Genomic DNA, 23,466 nt, shown 5'->3' on the forward strand with positions numbered 1-23,466 from the left:
CTCAGAGGGGTTCGATGGTGACCCGGGTGCGCTTCTCGCTGCCCGGCACGTGCGTGGGGGTGAGCTCGGCTATGCACGACGACGAGTCGTTCACGATGAAGCCGAGGCCGTATGGATGGGTCTTCGATTTCGGCTGCAGGGCATCGAGCAGAGCCTTCAGGCTGCCCCATAGCCCATCGCGGTCTGGTTTCTGGGTGGAGAAGCGCTCCACCGTGATCCGGCACTGCTGCAGCGGTTCGTCAGGGCGGCGGCTGGCGTGGATCGCGATCTGCACCGCCACAGCGCGGCAGTACCGCATCCGCGACCTGAAGTGCATCCGGACCCACTGGTTGTAGAGCGGTGTGCGCAGCGGCAGGTCGATGACAATTGGCGCCATCGGGTCCGCCTGCGGAGTGATCGGCGTCGCCGCAGCCCGGCCGCGGCCCTTGGCAAGAGCCGCCAGCGCGAGTTCGCGCATCGCCGGCGACATCTCCTCCAGCGAGGCAAAGCGAAGAGAGCGATTTCCCTTAGCCACGCTTGTGGTACCTCAACAGCTTCTTGCCGCAGTGCTCTTCAATGCGCGCGAGGTTTTCGGGACGCAGCCGTTCTCGATACGGAATGCCAAGCGCATAGCCGCTGAGGCCGAGCGTGATCTCGTCCTGCTTGCAATCCGGACAAGTGTTGGGGACGGCCTTCCCGGTCGGGCCATGGCGACCACGGAGCGTCTGCGGATGCCACCGGTTGTGGATCGGGCAGAGGATCAGCGTGCCGCCGCCGTTGGACTTCGACAGGCGGTATCCATGGCGGCTGTTGATCCATTCGCGGCTCATGCTGCCTCCGCCGCCGGCACGACACCGTTCTTGTGGGCCATCACTTCGCCGCAGCAGGCTTTGCAGCGCGCCAGCGATAGCCGGCCGCGGTTCATGGGCCAGTACTCGGTCGTGACCGGATGCCAGCTGTCCTGGCCATAGCCGCGCCGCGCGCAGCGCGGGCACTGGCAGTACTCGCCATCGGGGCGGGACTGGAAGCGGCTCACGCGTGAGCCCTCGCGAGCCGCGCTGCATCGATCTGTTCCAGCCGAACGAGCATATCTTCCGCGATGAAAGACGTGCGGATCTGCTCGCCTTCCTTGCGGCGGTATCGCCCCACCAGCCAGGCGCCATGCTTGGCCAGCAGGTCCTGGTAGTTGCCTTCGTGGTGCAGCGCGACGCCGATGTTCCAGCGATCGTCCACGAACACGGCCACCTCGCCGTGTTCCAGCAGCAGCTCGCCGATCCGGCGACCGGCCTGGTAGACATCGGCGCGGTGCGCCTTGCCGAGCTGGATCATCGGTTCTCTGGCGAGCCAATAGATGCGCGGCGGCGCCCCGTACCTGTTGCCCGTCGCGCTGCGCGTCGCCCTGATGAGCCCCTTCAACTCCATCTTCGGGAGCACCTTGCGAAGCGTGCTGACGGCGACGCCAAGTTCCGTCGCGATCTGGTCCGCGGTGCGCGCGCCCTTCTTCAGCAGGGCCAGGACGCTCGGAGGAATCTCGCTCACAGTAACGTCCCCTGCCGACCGTTGAAGCCGTCGAAGTTGAAGGCGACGACGGTGGCGTTGTCCTCCAGGCGCTTCATGAGGCGGTCGCCCAGGTGCATGCGCATCTCCGCCAGGTCGAGATTCGACGTGACCACCGTGGGCCGGCCATCGCGCCAGCGGCCGTCGACGATGTCGAACAGCACCTTGAGGTCGTGCGCTCCCTCGGCACTGGCGCCGATGTCGTCGAGGATCGCCAGGTCAACGGTGCGCAGGTCCTGGATGATCTGCTTCTCGGTCCGACCGCCGCGGCGACTCGCGCCGAACGAGCTGCGCACCTCACGGCAGTAGTCCGAGACCGTGCCGAACGTGCAGGTACAGAGGAACTCGCGGATGATCGAGTTGGCCACCGCGCAGGCCAGCATCGTCTTGCCGGTGCGCGGCCGGCCGACCATGATCAGGTTGCCGCCCTTCTCCTGCTGCTCCAGGAATGTCTTCGCATAGGCGTAGACGATCGCCTGGGCCTGGCGCTGGCCTTCGTTGTTGATGGCGTAGTCGTCGAGGCTGGTGTCGGCATATCGCCGCGGCACCTGGGCCAAGGTGTGCAGTTCGCGCATCCGCGTCTGCCGCCCCTGCAGGTTCCGGCGCTCCGCCTTCGCCTTCAGCTCGGCGTTGTTCCGGACATCAGCGCAGTGCGGACACAGCGACGAGATGGCAGCGTGGCCGGCCAGCGCGCGGTAGGTCTCAAACTGTCCGTGCCTCGGGCACGACAGCATCACCATCACGCTTAAGCCGCTGGTCGATGATGGCGCGCATGGCTGGGGAGAACTGCTCTGCGGGTGTTGAGGATCCTGCATAGTCCTTGCCTTCGAAGGTGGCGTTCGGCGGAGGTACGGCGGCGGGGCTGGTCCCGTCCGGCGGCGCGCGGGCGGCGCCGGCGCGGTCGGCCAGCTCGGTGGCGCGGCCGCGGAGAATCCCCAGGGCGTAGGCGAACATGTTCGGAACGCGCTTCTTGACGGCCGCGGCAGCGGCAGCGGTGAACTCCCGCAGCGGCAGCACCGCGGCCAGGTCGATCAGGTCCGGGTGCTGGGGATTGACCTGGATTCCGGGGATGCCGGCCTCGATCATCGCCATGGCTGCCAGCACGTGCGCCTTCCGCGTCGGTGCCGGCGGCGGCGCCTGCTCTTCGGCTGGCTGCTCGGGCGCGCTCGCGGAAGAACAATCAAGAGATAGAAGAGCTAAAGAAGAGCTTATGGGTGCACCTGGTGCGGGGGCGGGTGCACCTGGTGCGGGGGCCCCCGCATCTGGTGCGGGGGTGCACTCAGTGCGGGGGTGCACGTGGTGCGGGGGTTCCACGTCACAGGGGTGCACCTCGTGCGGGGGTGCATCTGGTGCGGGGGTGCACGTGGTGCGGGGGTGCACCAGCTGCGGGGGTTCCCAGGTCAGCGGATCCGTCAGCCGGTACACCGTCGACCGGCCGCGCCGCATGACCCGCTCCAGGAAGTTCCAGGTCTCCAGCTGGGCGAGCGACTTCTGCACCACGCGCTCGCCGAGCCCAGTGTTGGCGCAGGCCGTCTCGATCGTGAAGTAGGCGTCGCCGTCGTCGTTGGCCCTGCCGGCCACGTAGATCAATACGAACTTCGGCGTGCTGGGCATGGCGATGCCCCAGGCGATGGTCGAATGCCGGTTGCTCACCCAGCCACCCCGAACTCGTCCACCAGTATGTGGGTCGGATTCCAGCCGGAATTGGCTTGGCTGGGATCGCTCGGCCCCGACAGGCGCCAACCGATGTGTCGGAACCAACCGCACTCGTACCGGATGAGAGGCTTTAGAAATGCAGGTTGCACGCCGGCGTCGGTGAACGCTCCGCCGATCGCGCTGGTGAGTCCGTCGATGTCGACGCAAACGGTCCTGGTCAGCGGGTCCACCTGGACGAAACCGACAGCTCCGGCATTCACCGCGGCCGCGACTGCTTTGCTCGCGCGCTCACACAGCGCAGGATCGATGAAATCCAGTTCGGCCAAGCGAACGGCGGTCATCTGGTACAGGTCGCGAAGCTCGCGGCCGTACTTGATGGTCAGCGAGAGGCGGCTACCGGCCATGGGAGACCTCCGCCTTGCTCGGAGCGCGGCCCGCCAGCATCATTGCCGGCAGGACACAGGGAGAATCAGCATGGACCAGGCTGCAAACCAGCCGGCCCGCGCCACTAGCGCGCCGCCAACGCACGCAACGTCCGTCGCGCACACGAACCAACCGCCCGACTTCTGGGCGAAGACCATGGATCCCGCACAGTTCTGGACGGCCGCAAGCGCTATCGCGACCCTCTTGGCTGTCGCTGCCGCTTTTGTCATTCCGTGGCTCACTGATCGTCGTCAACAAAAGCGACGACAGGCGTACGCGAGCCATTTCTTGCTGCCGGTATTTGACGAAGCCGTATGGGTAGCGACGGAAGCAAGGAAGTGCTTCCGCAGTAGCACTTCGATGGCCGAGGGTCTGCGAGACCAGAAGAAAGGCAGCCGAGGACTCGACTACCACAAGATGCATGGCGTCGTGGTGGGCGACGCCGCCGCGAACGACCTTCGGTTCTTGGCTCACGCAGAACTGCATGCGTACACATCGAATCGAACGTGGATCAACGATCTTGAGCTCCACGCAGCCGGGAGAATCCACAGCAACCTCCACGAATCGCTGCGCCTCCTCAGAGGGCTTCGCGAATTGGTTGAAGAATGGACAGGCACATGGAACATCAACGCGGACGACCTTGATCGCTACAGCGAAATTGCGGGCGCGTTGGTAACGGCGAGCCTCGCGGCAGCCTTCCAACTTGGGCAGGTCGTAGGAAAGCAACTTCCCAAGGCGCTGCTCGCCTAAGCTGATCGAGGCGGATTCCCCCAGGTGGTAGGCTGGAAGCGCGACACCACCAACCACCACCAGGGAGGAATCCATGAACAAGCCAACAAGCCTCGTCGAGGCATGCGATCGCATCGCTATCCTCGAAAGAGAGCAGCAGATATTGCATGGCCGCTTAAACGCCGTGCACGAAGTGCTGATGTTGCTGGTGCTTGAGCGTGAAGGGCCAACGGAAGATCTGGTCGCACACATGAAACTGCAGCGCGAACGTACGGCCGCGGGGCTCCAGGGCTCGCCGACGGCAGCCACAGCCATCAGCGAATACCTTCGTGTGACGGAAGAACTCCGTGCATGCGCGGAGTCCGTTGTTCAAACACGTGGCACACCCCGTTGGCATAACGGCCAGCCGGCGTCTCAATAACCGCAACGGTGTATTCCGACGCCAGCGGCTGCCTAATCGCTGGCGTCGGGTTGGCTGCAAATCGCGGCGATTCGAAAACGCGCTCGCCCACGTATTTCCAAGTGCCGTCGCCAATCGGTCGGAACGCCGGCTTGATTACGAATGCATTGCGTGGCTGGTCGACGTAATGCAGGTCGGTAGCCACCTCACCGACTGCGGCAGCCTGCGCCGCATTGAATGTCGACGTGAACTGCCTGGCGGCAGCGGTCGTCTCGCTTTCGCCCAACGGTCCCAGCGCGCCCATCAGATGCCCTCCCCTTGTGATCCAGTGGGCTTGCGCGCAGCGAGGCGCGCGACGTCAGCTCGCCAATGAGCGAGAATCGCTGCACCACCAACGATTGAGGCGCCAATGCTCAGGCCGTACAGGGCAGTCACCGCAGCCAAGGAAAGGCTCATGAGGCCGATCAACAGGCTGACGAGAAGGATCAACACCAGACTGGCGTTCTGGATCGTTCGCAGCCGGCGCAGATGGGCATTCATGGCCCTACCTCTTTGGCTGTATGCGCTCACGGTCTTGCTCATAGCCCAGGCCTTCTGGCATGCGCCTGAGAACGTTCCTCGAGCCCTTTACTGGACCAGCAAGGGATTGGTGTTGGCCCTCGCAGTGCTGACCCTTGCGGAAGCTTCGTGGTCGCGAAATCGCCGCTGGGAGAAACTTCGAGGGGAATGACCGGCCGGAATGTGGTGTTGTGGCGCATATGCATCAGCCGCCCTCCCCAGCCGCGGCCTCAGCAACCACGACCGCAGACTGCCAGCCGATGCTCGGAGCGACCTTGCCAGCCCCAATCACGCGCGACGCCTGGACGCCCGCCAGAAAGCAATCGAGGACCTGGTCGGCCGTCAGCTCGTTCTGCGTGGCATAGTTCCGGATGCGCACCAGGGCGCAATCGAGTTCACTGATACCTGCGGGCAAGGGAGAGGCTCCATGGCTACCAAGCGGACGGCAATAAACGTCATTGACGACCTCGGCCAGCGAACGGTCGTGTACGAAATCACCAGCGAGATTTCCGTCGGCACCTTCGCTGACCCTCACGCCAAGATGTCCGGTCTGGCCGAGTACCGGCTCGCTGACGGCACCCCGCTCAACGTCATCAGAGGCGGCTTCGAGATTCCCGGCGGCAAGCGCCGCTTCATGCGCACCTAGCGGTCCGAGAGCGCCCATCAGTTGCCCTCCCCGTGCGCGCCGGGCTTGCGGTCGGCCAAGCGCACGACTTGGGTTGTGGTCTCGTCGGCGAGCGCCTGCGCTGCCTGGTGAGCGAGGCTGGCCAGCACGCCCTGGGCATCGGCGATGCTCGCGAGGAACGGCTTCAGGTGCGGCCGGTCGAGGTGGTTGATCACGCCGTCCTGAGCGATGGGCGCGAACGTCTCCATCACCTGAGCCACGGCCTTCATCAGCGTGGCGGCGTTGGCCTGGAAGTCGGCGATGTGCACGGCGCGCGCCGGCAACAGCCCGTACCGGGCGGCCAGTTCGCGCAGCGCCTGCTCCCGGTACGCATCCGGCAGCGACATCACCCAGCCCTCTTCCAGGTCCGCTGGGAACGTCTTCACCGTGCCCTTCATCAACCGCTCGATGATCTGGCGGTTGTGCTTCTCGTCTTCCTCCATCCGGTCAGCGTTCGTCGCGCTGGGCTGCCGGAGGTTGGTGTTGACCGAGGACTCGGGGGTGTTGAGAAAGTAGTACGCCACCACCGCCCGGGAGAAGCCGGTCAGGCTGATCGCCTTGGCGTCCCACGCCGCGCGCGCGATGCGGCAGACCAGCTCCGACCGGGTCTCATGAGTAAAGGTACTCATGGCGCTACCCCGCTTAGCTGCGGCCAACTGGTCAGGTCGTCATAGCTGGTCGACCTACAGGCTAGCCGCGTAATCTTTGCCCAAACACTGAACAGGGGAACTAGGAGCATGACGCCAGCAGAAGCAGTCCACGCCCTACTGGAACGGGGCATTTCGGAAATGAAAATTGCCAAGGCTGTCGGCTGCGCGCAGGTCACAATCAATCGCTTGAAGCGCGGGGCAACAGCCGATTGCAACTTCGTCCTCGGCGAGAAACTCATCGAGTACGCAAACAGCATTACTAGCGGCCTTTTGCCAGATGGACGTGCAGGAATTGATGCTTCAGCGCTTGGAGCGCGCCACAGCGAATCCCAAGGAACCTTGATCAAAAACGCCAATGGCCAGCCACTTCGCTGCGAAATGCAATTCCGGGATGGCACGAAAGCCGTACTGCACATTCCGTCCGGCCAGACGATCGTCTTTACGGCGGGGCCCGGGCTTCTGGCGATGAACTTGGTGCACGACGCGACAAAGCGCGAGGATGAACTGGTTTCAAACCGAGGCGGCTGAGTAGAAATACTCATGGCGCCCTCCGCGGCATCGATGCGAGAGTGCGGTCCAAGGATGAAAACAAGGAAAAGGACGCTATGAACGAAATCCGGTTGCCCATATCAGGCGCCCTCCGGATCGGGCGCGCCCGGCTGATGGCCAAAGACGTCCGGACGCAGCTCGTACCGCGTCACCGGCTCCAGTGTCGGAAGGGAACGATCACGACTAGCGAGCGCCTGCTCGACAGCCTGCTCGACCGCCTGACAGTGCTTCGCCGGAACCTTCCCGGTCCTTATCCAGCGAGTGACTTCCTGGGGGTGGCGGCCGATCTGCCGGGCAAAGGCGGCCTGGGACGGGAATGCAGCAACGGCGCGCTGGACATAGTTCATGCTGCCGAGTAAACACTGTGTTTAGTCGGCAGTCAACACCTTGTTTACTTGGGAAACGAAATGTTTATTGCGCGCCTGGGTGATGTAAACAACCATAAACAAATGGTTGATACACGCGCTTCGGCCTCAAATGAGTCCCAGCGGACTGCCTTGGAGCACCGCTTCAAGGCATTCCTGGATCTGGCCGGCTTTACTCGTCCCGAGTTTGCCGCCCTGGAAGGGATGACACAACAGCACATCACCACCTGGCTCAGCCGAGGCCGGTTCGGGCGTGCGGCTGTCCAGCACATGCGCAACATCGCCATGATGCGGGGGATTGAGGGGTTCTCGGAAGACTGGATCAATCTGGGAACGGGCAAGCCACCGCGACATGGACGCACGGGCGAGGAAGCCAAAGTCGACAGCGCGCCCGCGACCGAGGCTACAAATCATGCGGCTACGCCGACTCAAAATGGCGACTACGTCACCTTCGAATTTCTCCAGGGCTATTCGAAGGAACGTATACGATTTGTTGACATTCCAGTCTGTTTACTAAACAACATTGATGCCTTGCTGAAGTCTTCTATCCGGGTGTTTATAAACCCGACTGATTCTTTGCGAGGCGTGATCGACAAGGGTGACTTGGCATTTGTAGACACCGATGTTCGGCGCGTTGAAGGCGACGGTATCTACGTCTACAAGCTCGCGACAATCCCTCAGATCAAGCGGTTCCAAATTCAGGGGCAAGGGAGTCTGCGCCTGCACGGCACGCACTCGTACGAGGATTCGATCGAGCTGTCGGCAGCGCAGATACAGGGGTTGGAAATTGGCGGGCGTGTTGTTGGGAGCATCGGCTTTTCGCAGTTCTAGCCGCCCCAACTGCAGCCGCGCATTGAACGGATAGGCCATGCGCAAGGTCGGCTTTAAGGGATTGCTGCTGCTAGTTGGCTACGCTGTTGTTTACGCTCTTCTGCGAGAGATTTCTGTTTCGACCTGGCTGCTCCCGGCCGGGCTACGTTTTGTCGCGCTCCTTTTCCTTCCCTATCGCTATTGGCCGGCAATCGTCGCCGGCGACTTCATAGCTTCTGCCCAATACCGTGGGCACATGGTTGAGCAGTTCGGAATACCGTGGTTTGTCGTTCAGCTCGTCGGCCCCGTCATATCAAGTGCTGCCCCGGCCGCACTGCTGAAATGGCTCAACTGGGCAGGCGACGTAAGAAACCTAGCTCGAACGATCGCGGGCTTCTTGGTCGGCGGTGTCTTTGCGTCCTTGCTTTCGGCTACAGCGGCGACCTACAGCCTCACGCTCATGCCTAAGTTCAAAATGCCCTTGTCGTGGGCAGGGTTGTATGGAGCATTCACCCTGGGGGACTTTCTCGGAATCCTGCTTATTGGCCTGGTGGCGATTTACTGGCTCGTTCGCCAACAGCTACCGGCCGCTTTTGAGAATGACCGCCGTACGCAATCGACATTTGGCTTCGTATGGATCTTGGCCCACTGCGCATTCTTCATGGTGGTCCTAGTCGCGATTAATCGCTCTTCGACAAGCGAAGAAGCCATTGTGGCGACTCGAGCTCTGATCTTTATCCCTTTGCTTGTCATGGGTATTCGCCATGGCTGGCTCGGAGCTACCTGCGCGCTACTCATGTGCAACCTAGCACTACAGGCCACTATGCGGAACGTCCTTAGGGCGCCGCTGATGGAGATGCAATGTTTTATGGCCATCTTTGGGTCAGCAATGCTCATCGGCGGATCGATGATCACCGAATTTCAGCTCCGCGCTTCTGCCCTAGCGCGCGAAAGTCGGAAGCATCTGGAACTCGCTCGTCAGAACCTGGCGTGGGGCGAGATAAGGGCCCGCCAAAGCGCCAGCATTCTTGAGTCGGCCTATGCGATCTTTCAGCAAGAAGATGACCTAGAGCTCATCTCCACTGGAAGCGGGCAGACCGCCACGGTGCGGGCCAACCACCGGTGGCTGGCGTTGGGCGGGGTGAGGCGCGATATCCGCCAAGCGGTCGAGCTTCTGCAAGTTCAAACGCTGGATACCCATGGCCTGCCCATCGCACTTGCGATCGGACCCATCGCAAGCGCAATGGAGGAGGCCGGAATCAGCTATGCCGTTCGCGTCTCAGGCAACGTGCGCGCGATCCCAGCAGACATGAATACGCTGGTCTATAGGCTCGTCTACGACTTCACGGTGCGCTTGGCGACGAGATATGCGGCTCGGAAAATCCGAGTGCGAATTGTCGCGGGAAAGGAACGCAAGGCATCCTTTGCAATTGTTGTGCGTGCGACAACAGGAAAAGGGCCGGCGCCAAAGCTGCCGGCCCCCTATTTTGGCACGCCTGAGATCAAGGGCATCGCCGCCACTTATCACGGCATCTATCACAACCGCACGAAACGGCAGCGCCCTACCCTCGCGATCCTGCTACGCGACTCTTAGTTAACGCGACTGCACTCGATCGGGTCACCGTTGCACGTGGACTCATCCATCGCGCGAAGCTGCGATGAATTGGTCGGTGAGGCAATGACATTGAACCCCGTCGCTCCCTGGACAACGCTGACCATGCCGTCGTCGAAGATCGACTGGCCTCCGAGCGGCGCAGTTGTCGATGACAGATCGATATGGACCTTGTCCGGATCACCCACCGGAAGCAAAAGGCTTCCAGTCGCCGTGTAGGCGAATGCCAACTCTGGCTGGCCGCTCGCCGAGTTGACCTGGATATACGTCACCCCTTGACGCTGCCATCGATACACGTGGTGGTACGCGCTACGGCTCACGTCGGCGCTGTTCGGCCAGTTTGAGCCCAGGCTGGGGGCATCTGCGGCCTCGATCGTAAACAAGCCGGCGACGAAGTAAACAGCGGCAACGACTGCAGCAATTCGCTTGTATTTCATATACATATCCCCTCCCTTCCAAGCTGCCGAGGCGGCTAAAGTGCTTGTCGGCACGCCAGCCGAGTAAACGTAACTAATCATTTTGTTGACTTCCGACTAAACACAGTGTTTACTCGGTCCTCAAGCGCTAAACAGCCTGAGGAGTGTGCCATGGAGAGCAGCACCAGCAAGTGCCAGGGACAGCCCGCCAGCCAGGCGGCACCCTGCCCGCGGTTCGGCGCGAACGAGGCCGTCTTCGAGCTGGCCGGCGGCGTCACCATGCACGTTCAAGTTGAAGCGGATGCCGACGAGATGGTGGGCGCGTCGCTCTGTCTGGGCCGCTGGCCCAACGGGCCGAAGCTCGCTTTCTTCTGCGCGCCTCGCCACCGCGTCCGCATCGACGACTACCGCTCCCCTTGGATCGGTTACGCCAGCGTGGATCTGGCCTGGAATGAGCTGATCCGCTTCGCCGACTTCTTCCACCTCGACATCCCCCAGCCCGAGCTTCCCGCAGGGCAGGAGGTGCCGCGGTGATCATTGCCACGCTCCCTCCTCCGATGCGGCCGATCGCCCTGGCCCTCCACGACGCCGACCTGTTCATCGGCGGCTTCCAGGGCGACGAAAGCCAGGAAGGCATCGAAGACCTGCAGGACACGCTCCGGCGCGCAGCGGTCGTGCTGGAACGTACCGGCCGGTTGGTCGACCTGGTCTTCCAGCTGACCTTCACCTCCGCCTTGGTCGGCGGGGCGCAGGTGTGCACCATCAGCGATGCGCAGATGTCAGCGCTACGCGACGCCTGCCTCACGCTTCGGGACGGGCTGTCCTTTACAGGGCGCGACGACGCACCGGACGAGCAGGCGCAATCCCATCGCGCGGAGCTCGCCCAGCATCATCGCCAGTCCGCGGCACGGCAGGGTGGCCGCCATCTGGTCGCCGCCGGCGACCGCGATCGCAGCCTGCCCGGCGCGATGGCCTACCTCACCATCAACGGTATCGCCTACGACGCCCAGTTCGTCGCCGCGGCAGTGCTGCGCGCCGGCGATGTCACGGCGCTGGTCAAGGCTGACCAGGACTACGACGCGGCCTGGGAAGACTGGAAAGAAGTCCTTTCCAAGTATGTGCGGGCCGACGACGCCCGCCCCAGCGAGGAGCGGACCGCGGCGAGCGCGCGCGTGACCGAAGTCGCGAGGCGCCGCCGCGAGGCCCTTGCGCGCCTTGCGGGAGGTGCGCTGTGAGCGCCCGTTTTCTTACGCACATCAGGGCATCCAATCGGGCGGTGCCCTCCCACCTGTACCTTGCGCCGGCGACCGAGGGAACGCCCGTCTCGGCTGCGCCAGGAGCACCACTCTCAGGGGAACACCATGAAAACCATGCTGCTTTCGCTTATCTGCATTTCTCTCATCGGGTGCGCAACGGCCTCCCCGCGTACCTCCGCGTCGAACTACTCGGCCGTGCCGGATCGCGCGAAGGTGCAGTGCGCGTATATGGCGAACGTCCCGCGGAACATCACGCCGGCGCAGCGCCGGGCGTATCTGGACAAGATCGCGATCCCGGCGTGCCTGGCTGCGATGGGGTACGACGTGGCTGTCGGGGACCTGCGCGACCTGAAGTAAGCGCGGGTCACACCCACGCCGAGAACCTGCTGTTCATCAAGCGGCGCCAGCGCGCCGCGCAGGACGCCCACGTTGTGCCGGTGCCCGGCGAGGACGGCGAGCCGCAATCAATCAGCGAGGGCGTCTTCAACCTCGCTCTGGCGGTGATCGCGGTCGGCGTGATTTGCCTCGCCGTGTGCAAGGTGGTCCAGGCCTATCTGGCCGTGCGGGGTGCACAGTGACCCGCCGGTATTTCGCCTTCACCTCGCCGGCGGCCGTTGTCGCCAGCCGCACCTTCCTCGCGCAGCGCGCCCTGCTCAAGCAGCAGGGCAAGGCGATCGCCGATGCCTTCGGCGGCTCGCCGCTCTACTCGACCACGCTGCACGGAAACAGCTTCCTGGGCCTGCGCTTCACCCCGCCCATGGAACCGCAGCAGTGGACGGTCCCTGACCCGCTGACCGGCGTGCAGAGGCCGCGCGTCACGAGCGGCAGGCGCGGCGCAGCCCTGGCTTCGCAGGTCGAACTGCGCGCCCGATTCGAAGCTCTGAAGCCGACCGCTGTCGCCGACCTCCGACCGGTCTATGCGGCCTGCGGCCTGAACAGTTGGGGCGACCTCCCGTTCGGCGGCGTCGGGTACCACTGCGCCGAGGATGGCGTGTACCTGGCGACCGAACTGGACCTGTCCCACGCTGGCAGCGAAATCACCGGCAGCCAGTTCGACGCCGCCGTGCGCCGGAGCGATGCATGAGCGCCTATGCCGACCTGTCGCCCATCGAACGCCGCGCCGCTGACTTCCAGCTGGCCGCGCTGCAGCGAATGCTGGTGGTCCGCAAGGCCCGCCTCCCCCTTTCCGTTTTGCCGGCCCCGGCGTCGCCCTCTCTCTCGACGATCCCGGAACAAGCCCCCGTTCTCACCGGGGCCGGCGTCTTCTCCCTGGAGCCTGCCGATGCGTGACCTGCACGCCTTGCAGCCCGCCACGCGCGCCGACTGGGTGGCGCTGGCCAAGACCGCGCTGCTGATGGACCTGGCCATCGTCTTCGGCTGGATTGTCATCGTCGCGCTCGGAGGGCATACCTGATGCCCTTCGTCAGCAAGAAGTTCGTGGATGCGCTGCAGTTCTACGCATGCGCCGAATCGTACAAGCGCCGCGGCGTACACCCGAAGGGCTCGCCGGTGCGCTACGAGGCATCGCCTATTGTGCGCGACCACGGCGGCCGGGCTCGTGCGGCGCTCGAAGAGCTTCATCGCCGGCGCATCTTCACCCGAATCCGTCGCCTGTTTCGGCGCGAGCGCAAGGACTGGGGCCCGCGCGTAATTACGGTTCCCGGCCCCCTCTTCTCTGCCGACAGCTTCCGGTTGAGCAGCCCCGATGCCGAACACGCGCCGCCATTCACGGTGCGCACAGACGGACAGGTAGTCGTGACCGGCTGCCTGGATACCGTCGCCAACAGCGTGGCCGCCGCCACAGAACCAACCGATACCCACGAGGCGTAACCCATGTTCTTCCGCGCCCTCACCCTGTTCCGTTTCTCGCCCGCCGTCGCCGCGGACCTCGTTCGCCTGGATGAAGCTCTGGCTGACAACCGGCTGCCCCCTTGCGGTCCCCTGGAGATGGGCACACGCGGCTTCGTCCCGCCGATTGGCCGCGGCGATGACGCGGCGCTCACCCACTCGGTTTCCGCCTGCACCATGTTCACCGCCGGCGGCGAAGACAGGATGCTGCCGGCGGCAGTGGTCAACGACGCGCTGTATCGCAAGGTGCAGAAGATCACCGAGGACGAAGGCCGCAAGGTCGGCAGCCGCGAGCGCAAGCGCATCAAGGGAGACCTACTGACCGAACTGCTGCCGCGCGCCTTTGTGCGCAGCTCCCGCCTGAATGGCTACGTCGACACCAAGAACGGATGGGTCGTGCTGGACACGGGCAGCCTGAAAGCGGCCGAGACGGTCCTCAACCTGGTTCGTTCCGCGCTGGGCAGCTTCCCGGCCGTGCCGTTGGCGCCTGAGGAAGGCCCGCGCGTGCTGATGACCGACTGGCTGGCCACCGGCAACCTGCCCGGTGGCCTGGCCCTGGGCGACGAGTGCGAGCTGCGCGACCCGGCCACTTCCACCGGCGCTATCTGGCGCGGGCGCCGCTCTGACCTCGACGGCGAAGAGGTCAAGGAACATCTTCGCGCTGGCATGCAGGTGTTCAAGCTCGGTCTGGTCTTCGATGACCGCATGTCCTTCGTGCTCGGCGAGGACCTCGTGGTCCGCAAGCTGAAATTCCTAGACGTCGTGATCGACGAGCTTCCCGACAGCCACCAGGACGCCGCGGCCGAGATGGACGCGCAGTTCGCCCTGCTCACGCTCGAACTGGAGCGGCTGCTGGGCAAGTTCGAGGAATGGTTCTCCCTTCCCCGCCCGGCGGATGCCTGAGCCATGCGCATCCGCCACTTCGCCCTTCTCCTCCTCTGGGTCGTGTTCCTGGGCTTTTCCGGGCCCTGGCTCATCTCCGCTCCGTCCACAGCCGCCGTGCTGATCGGCCTGATGCAGGCCGTCGTGCTGCTGTGGCTCACCCACCGTTGGCTGTTCAAGCCCACATCGAAGGATCCCGCCTGATGAAACGCATGTATCGCTTCCTCGCCCTTGCGCTGGTGGTGCTGCTCGCCGCTTGCTCGAAGGTGCCCGCCGGCAACGTCGGCGTGAAGTTCAACCTGTACGGCTCGGACAAGGGCGTACAGATGCAGGAGCTGCAGCCGGGCCGCTACTGGATCGGCTGGAACGAAGAGCTCTACAAGTTTCCTACCTTCACCCAGACGTATACATGGCAGCGCGCCGAGAATCGCGACGAATCCCTAACGTTCGGCACCGTCGAAGGCCTGTCCGTGAATGCCGACGTCGGCATCACGTACCACATCGCGCCGGACAAGGTGACGAAGCTCTTCCAGACCTACCGCAAGGGCGTGGACGAGATCACCGACACCTACCTGCGCAACATGGTCCGTGATTCCCTGGTCAAGCAGGCCAGCACCATCGGTATCGAATCCGTGTACGGCCGCGGTAAGGCCGACTTGATCGAGGCCGTCGAACGCGACGTCAAAGGCCAGGTCTCTGCCATCGGCATTGAAGTCGAGAAGGTGTACTGGATCGGCGACCTGCGGCTGCCACAGAACGTAACCAACGCCATCAACGCCAAGATCCAGGCGACTCAAATGGCGGAGCAGCGCAAGAACGAGGTGGCGCAGGCCCAGGCCGAAGCTGAGAAAGAAGTCGCTGTCGCCCAAGGCAAGGCCAAGTCGCAGCTCGCGCTCGCCGAAGCCGAAGCGAAAGCCATCGAGCTACGCGGCGCCGCGCTCCGCAACAACCCCGCCGTGGCCGAACTGAACGCGATCGAGAAATGGAACGGGGCACTCCCCGTGTACCAGCTCGGAGGTGCCACGCCCTTCATCCAGATTCCGGCGCGCGACAGCAAGTAGTAGGGCAACTGTCCTCACGTACCCGCAATACGCCCTGTTTTCCCTCAACCGCAATGAAGGAGCAATACATGGACCATCTGCGATTCACCCTCGGCACCAATGTGACGATCACCGCCAGCGGAGAAACCGGCGTGGTGATCGGCCGCGCTGAGTTCACCAACGCCGAGCCGAGCTACTCCGTCCGCTACAAGGCCGCCGACGGCCGCGCCATCGAATCCTGGTGGGGCGAGTCCGCCCTGCACATCACCAGCTGAGGCAGTAAGGGCCGCCCAGCCGGCGGTGGCGGCAGTAACACCGGCAGTGATGGATGGCAGCGCCGAAGGTCTCTCCTGGTTCGCAATACCCCGGCGCTGAGCTCCCTTGATGTGTCACTCACAGCGTGTGTTGAAGCGCCGGGAAGGCCCGGCACGAGCGAGAGCGTACCGCTGCGGCAAAGCATCGCCAGGCCATCACCAGGTGACCCCTTCCTGCGCGGCACAAGGGGTACAGATCAGGTCACTTGGGAGTTTCCGGTAACCGAGCCGGTGAACACTCGGAGGGTCCCTACCTTGCACTGGGCAAACGAACGGGCGTAACGGCCCAGCCCAAGTGTCCTGATCTGTACGGCAGTGAATGCGCAGGCTGATGCGCTTCGAGAGCGTCACGGACCCACGAGCCTCTGAAATCGACATGAGTCCAAGCCGGGTGAAGTCGAGTGCAGCACCGGCCACTGCCAATGAACGCGATTCAACAGGGAGCGCAAGGGGCAAGACATACCGGCGGATGCGTGGACAGGCGCAATCCGCACGAGCTTTAGCCGGTCGCCTGTTCGCCCCGCTCCCGCGCCAAGACGGCCCGCCTATTCGGCTACTGGTGGGCGGAAGACAGGACCCGGCGCCGCCGAGTTGTAGGGCGCCGGGCACCACCAGACACAACACGCCGGCCTGAAGCCGGCAAGGGATTTCAGATGCAAGGGAACACGATCCAGCAGCTGCTTGCCGACCGCATTGATACCTTCGCGACCGGCGACAAGCCCACCGAGATCATCGACAAGGCCGTCGAAAAGCTCTTCAAGGAGCTGATCGACGAATCGTTCAAATCGTGGGGTGATTTCGGCACCGCGGTGAAGGCATCCGTGAAGGCTGCCATGCCGTCGAACGTGTCCGACATGTTCGAGCTGACGCGCTACAACAGCCTCATCATCAATTCCCTCCGCGAGCGCTGGCAGGCCTCCACGATCGGCGATGACTTTCTGCGCCGCGCCAATGCGGCGCTGGACGAAGTGCTGCGCGAGGATGCCATTCCCGCCCAGGTTCGCCTGAGCGAACTGCTTGAGGCATTCGTCGAGTCCCACGCCGAAGACGCAGCGGAGAAAGGCTGGGATCGTCCGCACGTTCGCATCAAAGAGGACGAGGGAATCGTCTCGGCTCGCTTCATCCATATCGCGTTCGACGAAGAACCGGAAGAAGACTATTTGAGCGGGCGATCGCTTTCGCGCCTGACGCAAAGCCGGCGCGAGGATCATCAGTTCAAGAACCGAGTGTCCGTGCACTTGCTAGGTGAAACGGACGACAGCCACCCCTTCGGTCGCGTCTATCACGCACGCCTCGAAGGCCAGCCCGTCGGCCGTGACTTCTCGATTCGCAATCGCTGGGAACGTCTGCTCGCTGCCCTCTACTTCGGCGTTGCGGACTTGATCATCGATTGCGACGAGTACGACGTCAGCTATCCGGGCCGAGATTGAGGCGTAGGCCATGCAGCAGCGCGGCGGCGCCCTCCCGAAGGAATGGCAGTCCTGGCCACAGGACCTGCCGCCGCGCGCCGCGCTGATCCGATGCTGCGGTCACTGCACGCACTTCATCCCCAACCCCCGCAATCCCGCCGCCGGCATCGGCGACTGCGATATCGGCCGCGGCAATCACTTCCCCATGGAGCAGCACAACTGCTCCGGCTTCCAGCGAGACACGTCCAAGTGACCGACGCCTACCGCCAATTCCTCGAGCGCAAGGTCAAGATGGCTCCCGCGACGGGATTTCCCGTAGCGGACAGCGAGATCCATCCTCTGCTGCTGCCGCACCAGCGTGCTGGTGTGCGCTGGGCATGCGAGGGCGGGCGCCGCGCGCTGTTCGAGGCCTTCGGTCTGGGCAAGAGCGCGCAGCAGATCGAGATCCTGCGCCTGGCGCGCCAGCACGCCGGCGGCGCCGCGCTGATCGTCGTGCCGCTGGGCGTGCGCCAGGAGTTCAAGCGCGACGCCGCCATGCTGGGCGTGGAGACGCGGTTCGTCCGCACCAGCGCCGAGGTTGAACCGGCATTCGACGGCATCTACCTCACCAACTATGAGAGCGTCCGAGACAGCAAGCTCGATCCGAACCTCTTCACCGCCGCCAGCCTGGACGAGGCGTCCGTGCTGCGCAGCTTCGGGTCGAAGACCTACCAGACCTTCCTGATGCTGTTCGACCAGGTGAAGTACCGCTTCGTCGCCACGGCTACGCCGAGCCCGAACCGCTACAAGGAACTGATCCACTACGCCGGCTTCCTGGGCGTCATGGACACTGGCCAGGCACTCACGCGCTGGTTCAAGCGCGACAGCACCAAGGCCAACAATCTCACCCTCTACCCGCACAAGGAGAAAGAGTTCTGGCTGTGGGTAGCCAGCTGGGCCCTCTTCCTGCAGAAGCCCAGCGACCTCGGTTTCAGCGACGACGGCTATCAGCTGCCGGAAATCACGGTGCACTACGTGGAGGTGCCGGTCGACCACGCCAGCGCCGACGCCGACCGCGACGGCCAGGGCAACCTGTTCCGGGATGCCGCCCTCGGCGTGCGCAACGCCGCGCGCGAGAAGCGCGACACCCTCCCCGCGCGCGTCGCCGCGGTCCAGCAGATCCTGGCCAGCCGGCCCGACGAGCATTGGCTGCTCTGGCACGACCTGGAGGCCGAGCGCCACGCGCTGCAGGAAGCCATCCCGGATGCGGTCAGCATCTACGGCGACCAGGACCTGGACGAGCGCGAGCAGGCCGTCATCGACTTCAGCGAAGGCGACATCCGGATCCTGTCGGCCAAACCGGTGATCGCCGGCAGCGGCTGCAACTTCCAGCGCCATTGCCACCTGGCCGTCTATGCCGGCATCGGCTTCAAGTTCAACGACTTCATCCAGTCCATCCACCGCATCCAGCGCTTCCTGCAAACGCGCCCCGTCGAGGTCTGGATCGTCTATGCCGAAAGCGAGCGCGAGGTGCTGGCGACCTTGCAGGCGAAGTGGGCGCGTCACGTCGAGATGGTCAACAAGATGAGCGACATCATTCGGGAGTACGGCCTGAGTCACCAGGCAATGGCCAACATCCTGCAGCGCTCAATCGGCGTGGAGCGGATCGAGGCTTCGGGCGAGGGATGGCAGGTCTCCAATAACGATAGCGTCTACGAGATGCGGTTGATCGAGGACAACAGCCTCGACCTGATCGTCACGTCGATCCCCTTCGCCAACCATTACGAGTACAGCCCCAGCTACAACGACTTGGGGCATACCGACGACAATAAGCATTTCTGGGCGCAGATGGACTTTCTGACGCCGCAGCTGCTGCGCGCGCTCAAGCCCGGCCGCATCGCCTGCATCCACGTCAAGGATCGCATCCAGTTCGGCGCGGTCACCGGCGCCGGCGTGCCCACTGTCAGCCCCTTCCATGCCGAAGCCATCGCCCACTACGCCGGGATGCCCGACCTGGGCATCAAAGGGCACGGCTTCGACTACCTGGGCCTGATCACCGTCGTCACCGACGTCGTGCGCGAGAACAACCAGACCTATCGGCTCAGCTGGTCGGAGCAGTGCAAGGACGCCACCAAGATGGGCGCCGGCTCGCCGGAATACATCCTGATCCTGCACAAGCCTCAGACGGACCGCTCGCGCGGCTATGCCGACGAACGGGTGCGCAAGTCGAAGCAGGAATACACGCGCGCCCGCTGGCAGGTCGACGCACACGCCTTCTGGCGCTCCAGCGGCAACCGCCTTCTGACGCCGGAGGAGCTGGCCAGCCTGCCGCCGGACCAGCTGTCGAAGGTGTTCACCCAGTACAGCCTGGCGGCCACCTACGACTATGAGGCCCATGTGCGCATCGGCGAGGAGCTGGAAGCGCGCGGCGCGCTGCCGGCGACGTTCATGTCCCTGGCGCCCGGCAGCCACCACCCCGACGTGTGGCACGACGTCATCCGCATGCTGACGCTCAACGGTGAGCAGACGCGCAAGGGCCTGGAAAACCACATCTGCCCGCTGCAGTTCGACATCGTCGACCGCCTCATCAATCGCTTCAGCAACAAGGGCGACCTGGTCTTCGACCCCTTCGGCGGACTGTTCACCGTGCCGTTCCGTGCCCTGAAGCTTGGCCGCCGCGGCCGCGCCGTGGAGCTCAGCACGCCTTACTTCATGGACGGCGTGAAGCACCTGCAGGCGGCCGAGCGCGAGCTCGCGATGCCGTCCCTCTTCGACACCCTTCCCGACCAGGAGCAGGCGGCATGAACACCTTGGATGCCGCCTGCTGCTGTCCGGATCCGAAAGCTGATTGCAGGTCAGCCGTGCTTCGCCCAACGCTTCCTCAGATTGCCCACGGTGCTGTCGATGTGCGCCTTCACTCCGCTGGGATAGATGAGCCGGACGCTTCCCTTCGGAAGTTTGAAAACCCGCTCAATCACGTTGACGGCATTCTGGATGGATCCGTCGTCATGCAGCACGGTCTGCCGACGCGGCTTCACCGCCCTCTTGGCTGTTGCCTTCTTGGTCCCGGCCTTCTTCGAAGCTGCCTTTGCGGCCTTGGCCGCTTTCTTCACTGCCATGTGATTACCCCTCTGTGGTACAGCTCGGCTGGCAGCCTAGCACCGGAATTGCGCGGGGTGCACGCATGACCATCCCGGCCTATCCCTTGTCCTGGCCGGTGGGCTGGAAGCGTACGCCGGCGGCGGATCGCAGCCGCGCCCGGTTCAATCGCCAGACCGTCACGCAATACCGCATGGGCGATGGCAGCACCAACAGCTACCGCGGCAAGGCCCAGGTGACGATCGCCGAAGCGACCGGGCGCGTCCGTGCCGAGCTGGTTCGTATGGGAATTGCGGACGACGACCTGGTCATCAGCACCAACCTCGCGCTCCGCCTCGATGGCCTGCCGCGCAGTGGCCAGCGCGAGCCGGATGATCCGGGCGTGGCGGTTTACTGGACCGATCGCTTCGACCTCTCCGTGCCACCCAAATGTATGGCGGTCGACAGATACGATCGGGTGGCCGACAACCTCGCCGCCGTCGCCGCCACCCTGGAAGCCATGCGCGCGATCGAGCGCCACGGCGGCGCCGAGGTACTCAACCGGGCCTTCGAGGGCTTCGCTGCCCTTCCTGGGCCGGCTGCTGGCCAGCGCATCCACTGGAGCGAGGTGCTCGGCTGCGCCCGCGACGCGCGGATGTCCGAGATCCGCGACGCGCATCTGCGCGCCCGCTCCGCCGCTCATCCCGACCGCGGCGGCACCGCCGCCGAGTTCCAGGCAGTCAACCAAGCCTTCAGCGAGGCCTGCCGCGAGCACGAGGTGGAATCGTGAAGAACTCCCCCGACACCCTTCGAGCCCGGGCCACCAGCTGCGCGCGGGCGCGCGACACGCTCACCCAGGTCGCCCGCCTGATCGACACCGCCATCAACCATGCCGTCGACGGCCGGTGCCAGCCCCAGGTCACCGCCGCCCTCACACGCGCTCAGCGCGACATCTCCGCCGCCCAGGGCCATGCCGAAACCCGCAGGCAGCGCTGGCTGAAGAAGGCCGACAAACAGGACGCTTCCGATGAGTAACCACCTTCCACCCCTCTGCATCTACCACGGCAACTGCCTGGACGGCTTCGGCGCGGCATGGGTCGTGCGCCAGGCGAACCCCGATGCCGAGTGCATCCCCGCGCGCTACGGCGCGCCGGCGCCGTACGTCGCTGGCCGCACCGTCTACATCGTGGACTTCAGCTATCCGCGCGACGTCCTGCTCGCCATGGCCGCAAAGGCCCACCGGGTCGTGATCATCGATCACCACAAGTCCGCGGCGGAGCAGCTGATCGACCTTCCTGCGAACGTGCTGACTGTGTTCTCGATGGAGCAGTCCGGCTGCATGCTGGCCTGGAAGCACTTCTTCCCCGACCAGTGCGCGCCGCCGCTCCTGGTGCACATCCAGGATCAAGATCTCTGGCAGTTCGAAATGCCACTGACGAAGACCCTAATGGCGGCACTGATGAGCCACCCCTACGACTTCATGCTCTGGGATCGGCTGATGCAGGATCCTGTGCATATGCTGGCAAAGGATGGCGAGGCGATCCTTCGAAAGCACCGGAAGGATCTGGCGGAGCTGCTTCCCAACGCCCAGCGCATGACCATCGGCGGGCACGACGTCCCAGCCATCAATCTGCCCTATCAGTACGCCAGCGACGCCGGCGAAGCGCTCTCCCAAGGCGAGCCGTTCGCCGCGGTCTACATCGACGAGCCGGACGGCCGGAGGTTCAGCCTGCGCAGCTCGAAGGCGGGCATGGACGTGGCCGCGATTGCCAGCCAGTACGGCGGCGGCGGCCATGAGCACGCGGCCGGCTTCAAGGTTACCCGCGATCATTACCTCGTCACCGGCATGTCGCAGGACGCACCACCTGGATGGAAGGTCGTACCGCTCGAACCTATGCCGGAGATCATCGGCGCGGCGGCTGCCGCAGCATGGCCCGTTCCATCAGCGAAAGACATGGAGCTGGCGCGTAAGGCTGCGTTGATTGTCCTGCACAGCATGATGGCGCCGGCCGAAGGCGCATCCCTCGATGCATGCGCCGCAGCCATCGCCACCATGGCGCCAGCCTATCGCGCCATGGTCGCAGCCGCCCCGACGCTCGCCGGGCAGCACTCGTTCCAGTGGCGCGTATCCGAATGGATGCGCCAGTGCTTTATCCCGTCGCTGTACAGCGACATGACCGAACGCGGCGACCGCCTGCTAGAAGAGGTGCTTGAGCTGCTGCAGGCGCATGGCTACGACCGCTCGCGCGTCGCTACGCTGGTCGATTACGTCTTCGGTCGCCCCATCGGCGACCCCGCGCAGGAAGTCGGCGGCGTGATGGTGACGCTTGCGGGTTTCTGCTGGATCGCCGGCCTAAACATGCACGCCGCCGGCGAAACCGAGCTGGCGCGGATCTCGCAGCCCGAGGTCATGAGGAAAATCCAGCGCAAGCAGCAGGCCAAGAACGCGCTGCACTTCGATACCCCACTGCCCGGCGATGCCAGCGACAAGGTCGGAGTGCCATGAGCGAATCACTTGCCGAGGCGCTGCCGCGCGAGATCGAGCGCGTGCAAGAACTTCTCCCGCTCTACGACGCGATCCCCACCGGGATCTTCGCCGCCACCATGATGCGCGAGTCGATCAAAACCGCGCAAGACGCGATGGTCGCCGGTGACGTCGTCCAGATGATCCGAAGCTATGAGGATCTGCAGGGGTACAAGGCATGAGCACGCACGGCGGCAAGGTTCCGGGCTCAATTAAAGCGCCTGTCAAGGATTACTTGACGGTTGACTCGCCCTCTTTGGCAACTGCCGAGGATTCCTCGGGGGTTGGATCGGCCGCTAACGCCGCGTTGCGGCACGTCACCGTGACGCTCGGCCGCGAGCTTTTTCGCTTCGATTCCTTCCAGCAGTGGGTGAACAAGGCGCAGTCCTGGTTCATGCGCTCCGGCGTTCCTTCTTCGCAGGTTCTCTGCGTCGACGCCACCGGCCGCATCTGCAGCATGGGTAAGCAATTCATGTCCGCCCGAGACCGCGGCGCTTTTCCCGTGATCGTCTATCACATCGACCTCGAGCCGATCGCCGCTAAGGAGGTCATATGAGGTACTCAGAACAGCCGGCGCCACGCCATCGTGGCCAGCACTTGGACTCTGGCGATCACGGCTCGAAATCGCGCCGTCGCGTTCGCTTCAATCCATGCGTCGCGGATATTGCTGATCCAGACCAGCACAAAGATCAGAATACCGCCAACCATCATCCAGTCGGGTACCGCGCCACCATAGTGACCGTGCGGCACGAGCACACCAGCCATGCT

The 23,466-nt window shown here is 64.1% G+C and carries 40 protein-coding genes; 26 read left to right on the forward strand and 14 right to left on the reverse strand.

The features are described from left to right. Window position 1: 1 nt before the first annotated feature. The 7 genes from BM172_RS04320 to BM172_RS04350 are packed head-to-tail and all read right to left on the reverse strand — an operon-like array spanning window position 2 to window position 3,596. Window positions 2-457, reverse strand: a complete 456-nt coding sequence (locus BM172_RS04320) for a RusA family crossover junction endodeoxyribonuclease (protein WP_143096449.1) — start codon at window positions 455-457, stop codon at window positions 2-4. A 49-nt stretch (window positions 458-506) separates the two neighbouring features. Then, a complete protein-coding gene (locus BM172_RS04325) occupies window positions 507-809 on the reverse strand; it encodes a hypothetical protein (protein WP_026636544.1) in 303 nt (100 codons plus the stop codon). Then, on the reverse strand, window positions 806-1,015 hold the full coding sequence (locus BM172_RS04330; protein ID WP_026636543.1) for a hypothetical protein: 210 nt from the start codon (window positions 1,013-1,015) through the stop codon (window positions 806-808). Before BM172_RS04330 ends, BM172_RS04325 begins: the two co-directional genes overlap by 4 nt. After that, window positions 1,012-1,518, reverse strand: coding sequence for a DprA-like winged helix domain-containing protein (locus BM172_RS04335; protein ID WP_026636542.1), 507 nt, complete (start codon window positions 1,516-1,518; stop codon window positions 1,012-1,014). The genes BM172_RS04330 and BM172_RS04335 overlap by 4 nt, the downstream gene beginning before the upstream one ends. After that, a complete protein-coding gene (locus tag BM172_RS04340) occupies window positions 1,515-2,276 on the reverse strand; it encodes an ATP-binding protein (RefSeq protein ID WP_026636541.1) in 762 nt (253 codons plus the stop codon). The genes BM172_RS04335 and BM172_RS04340 overlap by 4 nt, the downstream gene beginning before the upstream one ends. Further along, window positions 2,239-3,189 (reverse strand): helix-turn-helix domain-containing protein, encoded by a 951-nt coding sequence (locus BM172_RS04345; protein WP_051549001.1) that lies wholly within the window; start codon window positions 3,187-3,189, stop codon window positions 2,239-2,241. Before BM172_RS04345 ends, BM172_RS04340 begins: the two co-directional genes overlap by 38 nt. After that, the gene (locus BM172_RS04350) at window positions 3,186-3,596 is read right to left on the reverse strand and encodes a hypothetical protein (RefSeq protein ID WP_026636540.1); all 411 of its coding nucleotides are present in this window, start codon (window positions 3,594-3,596) and stop codon (window positions 3,186-3,188) included. Before BM172_RS04350 ends, BM172_RS04345 begins: the two co-directional genes overlap by 4 nt. Window positions 3,597-3,666: 70 nt before the next feature. Here BM172_RS04350 and BM172_RS04355 point away from each other — a divergent pair, with 70 nt between their 5' ends. Continuing rightward, window positions 3,667-4,365 (forward strand): hypothetical protein, encoded by a 699-nt coding sequence (locus tag BM172_RS04355; RefSeq protein ID WP_026636539.1) that lies wholly within the window; start codon window positions 3,667-3,669, stop codon window positions 4,363-4,365. 73 nt (window positions 4,366-4,438) lie between these two features. Beyond that, entirely contained in the window at window positions 4,439-4,765 is a 327-nt protein-coding gene (locus BM172_RS04360) for a hypothetical protein (RefSeq protein ID WP_026636538.1), read from the forward strand. A 282-nt stretch (window positions 4,766-5,047) separates the two neighbouring features. On the opposite strand, the gene BM172_RS04365 is transcribed toward BM172_RS04360, so the two are convergent. Together BM172_RS04365 and BM172_RS04370 are read right to left on the reverse strand one after the other, a co-directional pair. Continuing rightward, a complete protein-coding gene (locus tag BM172_RS04365; RefSeq protein ID WP_143096451.1) occupies window positions 5,048-5,284 on the reverse strand; it encodes a hypothetical protein in 237 nt (78 codons plus the stop codon). Window positions 5,285-5,507: 223 nt separating this feature from the next. Next, the gene (locus BM172_RS04370) at window positions 5,508-5,717 is read right to left on the reverse strand and encodes a hypothetical protein (protein ID WP_026636536.1); all 210 of its coding nucleotides are present in this window, start codon (window positions 5,715-5,717) and stop codon (window positions 5,508-5,510) included. 12 nt (window positions 5,718-5,729) lie between these two features. Here BM172_RS04370 and BM172_RS04375 point away from each other — a divergent pair, with 12 nt between their 5' ends. Continuing rightward, window positions 5,730-5,948 carry a hypothetical protein gene (locus BM172_RS04375; RefSeq protein WP_026636535.1) on the forward strand — a complete coding sequence of 73 codons (219 nt, stop codon included), beginning with the start codon at window positions 5,730-5,732 and terminating at the stop codon, window positions 5,946-5,948. 17 nt (window positions 5,949-5,965) lie between these two features. On the opposite strand, the gene BM172_RS04380 is transcribed toward BM172_RS04375, so the two are convergent. Then, window positions 5,966-6,595, reverse strand: a complete 630-nt coding sequence (locus BM172_RS04380; protein WP_051548999.1) for a hypothetical protein — start codon at window positions 6,593-6,595, stop codon at window positions 5,966-5,968. A 108-nt stretch (window positions 6,596-6,703) separates the two neighbouring features. Here BM172_RS04380 and BM172_RS04385 point away from each other — a divergent pair, with 108 nt between their 5' ends. Continuing rightward, the gene (locus BM172_RS04385; protein ID WP_143096452.1) at window positions 6,704-7,144 is read left to right on the forward strand and encodes a hypothetical protein; all 441 of its coding nucleotides are present in this window, start codon (window positions 6,704-6,706) and stop codon (window positions 7,142-7,144) included. Between the two features lie 101 nt (window positions 7,145-7,245). On the opposite strand, the gene BM172_RS04390 is transcribed toward BM172_RS04385, so the two are convergent. Continuing rightward, window positions 7,246-7,512 carry a transcriptional regulator gene (locus BM172_RS04390; protein ID WP_081805275.1) on the reverse strand — a complete coding sequence of 89 codons (267 nt, stop codon included), beginning with the start codon at window positions 7,510-7,512 and terminating at the stop codon, window positions 7,246-7,248. Between the two features lie 60 nt (window positions 7,513-7,572). Here BM172_RS04390 and BM172_RS04395 point away from each other — a divergent pair, with 60 nt between their 5' ends. Next, entirely contained in the window at window positions 7,573-8,361 is a 789-nt protein-coding gene (locus BM172_RS04395) for a S24 family peptidase (protein WP_026636533.1), read from the forward strand. Between the two features lie 37 nt (window positions 8,362-8,398). After that, entirely contained in the window at window positions 8,399-9,934 is a 1,536-nt protein-coding gene (locus tag BM172_RS04400; protein ID WP_026636532.1) for an MASE1 domain-containing protein, read from the forward strand. Here BM172_RS04400 and BM172_RS04405 read toward each other — a convergent pair. Continuing rightward, window positions 9,931-10,389, reverse strand: coding sequence for a hypothetical protein (locus BM172_RS04405; protein ID WP_143096453.1), 459 nt, complete (start codon window positions 10,387-10,389; stop codon window positions 9,931-9,933). The genes BM172_RS04400 and BM172_RS04405 overlap by 4 nt on opposite strands. Window positions 10,390-10,539: 150 nt before the next feature. On the opposite strand from BM172_RS04405, the gene BM172_RS04410 reads away from it, so the two are divergent. The 15 genes from BM172_RS04410 to BM172_RS04470 all read left to right on the forward strand — a co-directional run bounded on the left by BM172_RS04410 (window position 10,540) and on the right by BM172_RS04470 (window position 19,901). After that, entirely contained in the window at window positions 10,540-10,902 is a 363-nt protein-coding gene (locus BM172_RS04410) for a hypothetical protein (protein WP_026636530.1), read from the forward strand. Continuing rightward, entirely contained in the window at window positions 10,899-11,603 is a 705-nt protein-coding gene (locus tag BM172_RS04415; RefSeq protein WP_026636529.1) for a hypothetical protein, read from the forward strand. Before BM172_RS04410 ends, BM172_RS04415 begins: the two co-directional genes overlap by 4 nt. A 126-nt stretch (window positions 11,604-11,729) precedes the next feature. Continuing rightward, window positions 11,730-11,981 (forward strand): hypothetical protein, encoded by a 252-nt coding sequence (locus BM172_RS04420; protein WP_026636528.1) that lies wholly within the window; start codon window positions 11,730-11,732, stop codon window positions 11,979-11,981. A 74-nt stretch (window positions 11,982-12,055) separates the two neighbouring features. Next, window positions 12,056-12,202, forward strand: a complete 147-nt coding sequence (locus BM172_RS22430) for a hypothetical protein (RefSeq protein WP_155964735.1) — start codon at window positions 12,056-12,058, stop codon at window positions 12,200-12,202. Next, on the forward strand, window positions 12,199-12,708 hold the full coding sequence (locus tag BM172_RS04425) for a hypothetical protein (RefSeq protein ID WP_026636527.1): 510 nt from the start codon (window positions 12,199-12,201) through the stop codon (window positions 12,706-12,708). The genes BM172_RS22430 and BM172_RS04425 overlap by 4 nt, the downstream gene beginning before the upstream one ends. Beyond that, window positions 12,705-12,914 carry a hypothetical protein gene (locus BM172_RS04430; RefSeq protein ID WP_026636526.1) on the forward strand — a complete coding sequence of 70 codons (210 nt, stop codon included), beginning with the start codon at window positions 12,705-12,707 and terminating at the stop codon, window positions 12,912-12,914. Before BM172_RS04425 ends, BM172_RS04430 begins: the two co-directional genes overlap by 4 nt. Further along, the gene (locus tag BM172_RS22870; RefSeq protein ID WP_269320415.1) at window positions 12,907-13,038 is read left to right on the forward strand and encodes a hypothetical protein; all 132 of its coding nucleotides are present in this window, start codon (window positions 12,907-12,909) and stop codon (window positions 13,036-13,038) included. Before BM172_RS04430 ends, BM172_RS22870 begins: the two co-directional genes overlap by 8 nt. After that, entirely contained in the window at window positions 13,038-13,454 is a 417-nt protein-coding gene (locus tag BM172_RS04435; protein WP_026636525.1) for a hypothetical protein, read from the forward strand. The genes BM172_RS22870 and BM172_RS04435 overlap by 1 nt, the downstream gene beginning before the upstream one ends. 3 nt (window positions 13,455-13,457) lie before the next feature. Continuing rightward, window positions 13,458-14,375 (forward strand): recombination-associated protein RdgC, encoded by a 918-nt coding sequence (locus tag BM172_RS04440; RefSeq protein WP_026636524.1) that lies wholly within the window; start codon window positions 13,458-13,460, stop codon window positions 14,373-14,375. A gap of 3 nt (window positions 14,376-14,378) precedes the next feature. Further along, a complete protein-coding gene (locus tag BM172_RS04445; RefSeq protein WP_026636523.1) occupies window positions 14,379-14,558 on the forward strand; it encodes a hypothetical protein in 180 nt (59 codons plus the stop codon). Continuing rightward, window positions 14,558-15,415, forward strand: coding sequence for a prohibitin family protein (locus tag BM172_RS04450; protein WP_026636522.1), 858 nt, complete (start codon window positions 14,558-14,560; stop codon window positions 15,413-15,415). The genes BM172_RS04445 and BM172_RS04450 overlap by 1 nt, the downstream gene beginning before the upstream one ends. 68 nt (window positions 15,416-15,483) lie before the next feature. Continuing rightward, on the forward strand, window positions 15,484-15,669 hold the full coding sequence (locus BM172_RS04455; protein WP_026636521.1) for a hypothetical protein: 186 nt from the start codon (window positions 15,484-15,486) through the stop codon (window positions 15,667-15,669). A gap of 692 nt (window positions 15,670-16,361) precedes the next feature. Beyond that, complete coding sequence (locus tag BM172_RS04460) at window positions 16,362-17,138, forward strand: hypothetical protein (protein WP_026636520.1); 777 nt, start codon at window positions 16,362-16,364, stop codon at window positions 17,136-17,138. Window positions 17,139-17,148: 10 nt separating this feature from the next. Beyond that, window positions 17,149-17,370: a hypothetical protein gene (locus BM172_RS04465; RefSeq protein WP_026636519.1), complete on the forward strand. Its 222-nt coding sequence runs from the start codon at window positions 17,149-17,151 to the stop codon at window positions 17,368-17,370. Continuing rightward, the gene (locus BM172_RS04470; protein WP_026636518.1) at window positions 17,367-19,901 is read left to right on the forward strand and encodes a DNA methyltransferase; all 2,535 of its coding nucleotides are present in this window, start codon (window positions 17,367-17,369) and stop codon (window positions 19,899-19,901) included. Before BM172_RS04465 ends, BM172_RS04470 begins: the two co-directional genes overlap by 4 nt. 50 nt (window positions 19,902-19,951) lie before the next feature. Here the strand turns inward: BM172_RS04470 and BM172_RS04475 are convergent, their stop codons facing one another. Next, on the reverse strand, window positions 19,952-20,215 hold the full coding sequence (locus BM172_RS04475; protein ID WP_026636517.1) for a hypothetical protein: 264 nt from the start codon (window positions 20,213-20,215) through the stop codon (window positions 19,952-19,954). Between the two features lie 65 nt (window positions 20,216-20,280). On the opposite strand from BM172_RS04475, the gene BM172_RS04480 reads away from it, so the two are divergent. From BM172_RS04480 to BM172_RS04505, 5 genes are read left to right on the forward strand one after another with little or no spacing between them, the layout of a single operon-like run. Beyond that, window positions 20,281-20,964 carry a J domain-containing protein gene (locus tag BM172_RS04480; protein ID WP_026636516.1) on the forward strand — a complete coding sequence of 228 codons (684 nt, stop codon included), beginning with the start codon at window positions 20,281-20,283 and terminating at the stop codon, window positions 20,962-20,964. Continuing rightward, window positions 20,961-21,209: a hypothetical protein gene (locus BM172_RS04485; RefSeq protein ID WP_026636515.1), complete on the forward strand. Its 249-nt coding sequence runs from the start codon at window positions 20,961-20,963 to the stop codon at window positions 21,207-21,209. The genes BM172_RS04480 and BM172_RS04485 overlap by 4 nt, the downstream gene beginning before the upstream one ends. After that, window positions 21,202-22,680: a DHHA1 domain-containing protein gene (locus tag BM172_RS22435; protein WP_177218782.1), complete on the forward strand. Its 1,479-nt coding sequence runs from the start codon at window positions 21,202-21,204 to the stop codon at window positions 22,678-22,680. Before BM172_RS04485 ends, BM172_RS22435 begins: the two co-directional genes overlap by 8 nt. Continuing rightward, on the forward strand, window positions 22,677-22,880 hold the full coding sequence (locus BM172_RS04500) for a hypothetical protein (protein WP_026636514.1): 204 nt from the start codon (window positions 22,677-22,679) through the stop codon (window positions 22,878-22,880). The genes BM172_RS22435 and BM172_RS04500 overlap by 4 nt, the downstream gene beginning before the upstream one ends. Next, window positions 22,877-23,254 carry a hypothetical protein gene (locus BM172_RS04505; protein WP_026636513.1) on the forward strand — a complete coding sequence of 126 codons (378 nt, stop codon included), beginning with the start codon at window positions 22,877-22,879 and terminating at the stop codon, window positions 23,252-23,254. The genes BM172_RS04500 and BM172_RS04505 overlap by 4 nt, the downstream gene beginning before the upstream one ends. Before the next feature lie 5 nt (window positions 23,255-23,259). Here BM172_RS04505 and BM172_RS04510 read toward each other — a convergent pair whose 3' ends face one another. Next, window positions 23,260-23,463 carry a hypothetical protein gene (locus BM172_RS04510; protein ID WP_026636512.1) on the reverse strand — a complete coding sequence of 68 codons (204 nt, stop codon included), beginning with the start codon at window positions 23,461-23,463 and terminating at the stop codon, window positions 23,260-23,262. Window positions 23,464-23,466: the final 3 nt, after the last annotated feature.

Origin of the sequence: Dyella marensis (assembly GCF_900112865.1) — a bacterium.
Classification (GTDB): Bacteria; Pseudomonadota; Gammaproteobacteria; order Xanthomonadales; family Rhodanobacteraceae; genus Dyella_D; species Dyella_D marensis_A.

Bases quoted from the DNA above. Each gene is read 5' to 3' on its own strand.
- BM172_RS04340 (WP_026636541.1), bottom strand. From the start codon at position 2,276: ATGGTGATGCTGTCGTGCCCGAGGCACGGACAGTTTGAGACCTACCGC.
- BM172_RS04475 (WP_026636517.1), bottom strand. From the start codon at position 20,215: ATGGCAGTGAAGAAAGCGGCCAAGGCCGCAAAGGCAGCTTCGAAGAAG.
- BM172_RS04480 (WP_026636516.1), top strand. From the start codon at position 20,281: ATGACCATCCCGGCCTATCCCTTGTCCTGGCCGGTGGGCTGGAAGCGT.
- BM172_RS04450 (WP_026636522.1), top strand. From the start codon at position 14,558: ATGAAACGCATGTATCGCTTCCTCGCCCTTGCGCTGGTGGTGCTGCTC.
- BM172_RS04410 (WP_026636530.1), top strand. From the start codon at position 10,540: ATGGAGAGCAGCACCAGCAAGTGCCAGGGACAGCCCGCCAGCCAGGCG.
- BM172_RS04500 (WP_026636514.1), top strand. From the start codon at position 22,677: ATGAGCGAATCACTTGCCGAGGCGCTGCCGCGCGAGATCGAGCGCGTG.
- BM172_RS04510 (WP_026636512.1), bottom strand. From the start codon at position 23,463: ATGGCTGGTGTGCTCGTGCCGCACGGTCACTATGGTGGCGCGGTACCC.
- BM172_RS04385 (WP_143096452.1), top strand. From the start codon at position 6,704: ATGACGCCAGCAGAAGCAGTCCACGCCCTACTGGAACGGGGCATTTCG.
- BM172_RS22870 (WP_269320415.1), top strand. From the start codon at position 12,907: ATGCGTGACCTGCACGCCTTGCAGCCCGCCACGCGCGCCGACTGGGTG.
- BM172_RS04420 (WP_026636528.1), top strand. From the start codon at position 11,730: ATGAAAACCATGCTGCTTTCGCTTATCTGCATTTCTCTCATCGGGTGC.
- BM172_RS04455 (WP_026636521.1), top strand. From the start codon at position 15,484: ATGGACCATCTGCGATTCACCCTCGGCACCAATGTGACGATCACCGCC.
- BM172_RS04355 (WP_026636539.1), top strand. From the start codon at position 3,667: ATGGACCAGGCTGCAAACCAGCCGGCCCGCGCCACTAGCGCGCCGCCA.
- BM172_RS04465 (WP_026636519.1), top strand. From the start codon at position 17,149: ATGCAGCAGCGCGGCGGCGCCCTCCCGAAGGAATGGCAGTCCTGGCCA.
- BM172_RS04360 (WP_026636538.1), top strand. From the start codon at position 4,439: ATGAACAAGCCAACAAGCCTCGTCGAGGCATGCGATCGCATCGCTATC.
- BM172_RS22435 (WP_177218782.1), top strand. From the start codon at position 21,202: ATGAGTAACCACCTTCCACCCCTCTGCATCTACCACGGCAACTGCCTG.
- BM172_RS04320 (WP_143096449.1), bottom strand. From the start codon at position 457: ATGCGCGAACTCGCGCTGGCGGCTCTTGCCAAGGGCCGCGGCCGGGCT.
- BM172_RS04365 (WP_143096451.1), bottom strand. From the start codon at position 5,284: ATGAATGCCCATCTGCGCCGGCTGCGAACGATCCAGAACGCCAGTCTG.
- BM172_RS04430 (WP_026636526.1), top strand. From the start codon at position 12,705: ATGAGCGCCTATGCCGACCTGTCGCCCATCGAACGCCGCGCCGCTGAC.
- BM172_RS04460 (WP_026636520.1), top strand. From the start codon at position 16,362: ATGCAAGGGAACACGATCCAGCAGCTGCTTGCCGACCGCATTGATACC.
- BM172_RS04380 (WP_051548999.1), bottom strand. From the start codon at position 6,595: ATGAGTACCTTTACTCATGAGACCCGGTCGGAGCTGGTCTGCCGCATC.
- BM172_RS04395 (WP_026636533.1), top strand. From the start codon at position 7,573: ATGTTTATTGCGCGCCTGGGTGATGTAAACAACCATAAACAAATGGTT.
- BM172_RS04440 (WP_026636524.1), top strand. From the start codon at position 13,458: ATGTTCTTCCGCGCCCTCACCCTGTTCCGTTTCTCGCCCGCCGTCGCC.
- BM172_RS04400 (WP_026636532.1), top strand. From the start codon at position 8,399: ATGCGCAAGGTCGGCTTTAAGGGATTGCTGCTGCTAGTTGGCTACGCT.
- BM172_RS04375 (WP_026636535.1), top strand. From the start codon at position 5,730: ATGGCTACCAAGCGGACGGCAATAAACGTCATTGACGACCTCGGCCAG.
- BM172_RS04390 (WP_081805275.1), bottom strand. From the start codon at position 7,512: ATGAACTATGTCCAGCGCGCCGTTGCTGCATTCCCGTCCCAGGCCGCC.
- BM172_RS04435 (WP_026636525.1), top strand. From the start codon at position 13,038: ATGCCCTTCGTCAGCAAGAAGTTCGTGGATGCGCTGCAGTTCTACGCA.
- BM172_RS04350 (WP_026636540.1), bottom strand. From the start codon at position 3,596: ATGGCCGGTAGCCGCCTCTCGCTGACCATCAAGTACGGCCGCGAGCTT.
- BM172_RS04325 (WP_026636544.1), bottom strand. From the start codon at position 809: ATGAGCCGCGAATGGATCAACAGCCGCCATGGATACCGCCTGTCGAAG.
- BM172_RS04445 (WP_026636523.1), top strand. From the start codon at position 14,379: ATGCGCATCCGCCACTTCGCCCTTCTCCTCCTCTGGGTCGTGTTCCTG.
- BM172_RS04405 (WP_143096453.1), bottom strand. From the start codon at position 10,389: ATGAAATACAAGCGAATTGCTGCAGTCGTTGCCGCTGTTTACTTCGTC.
- BM172_RS04505 (WP_026636513.1), top strand. From the start codon at position 22,877: ATGAGCACGCACGGCGGCAAGGTTCCGGGCTCAATTAAAGCGCCTGTC.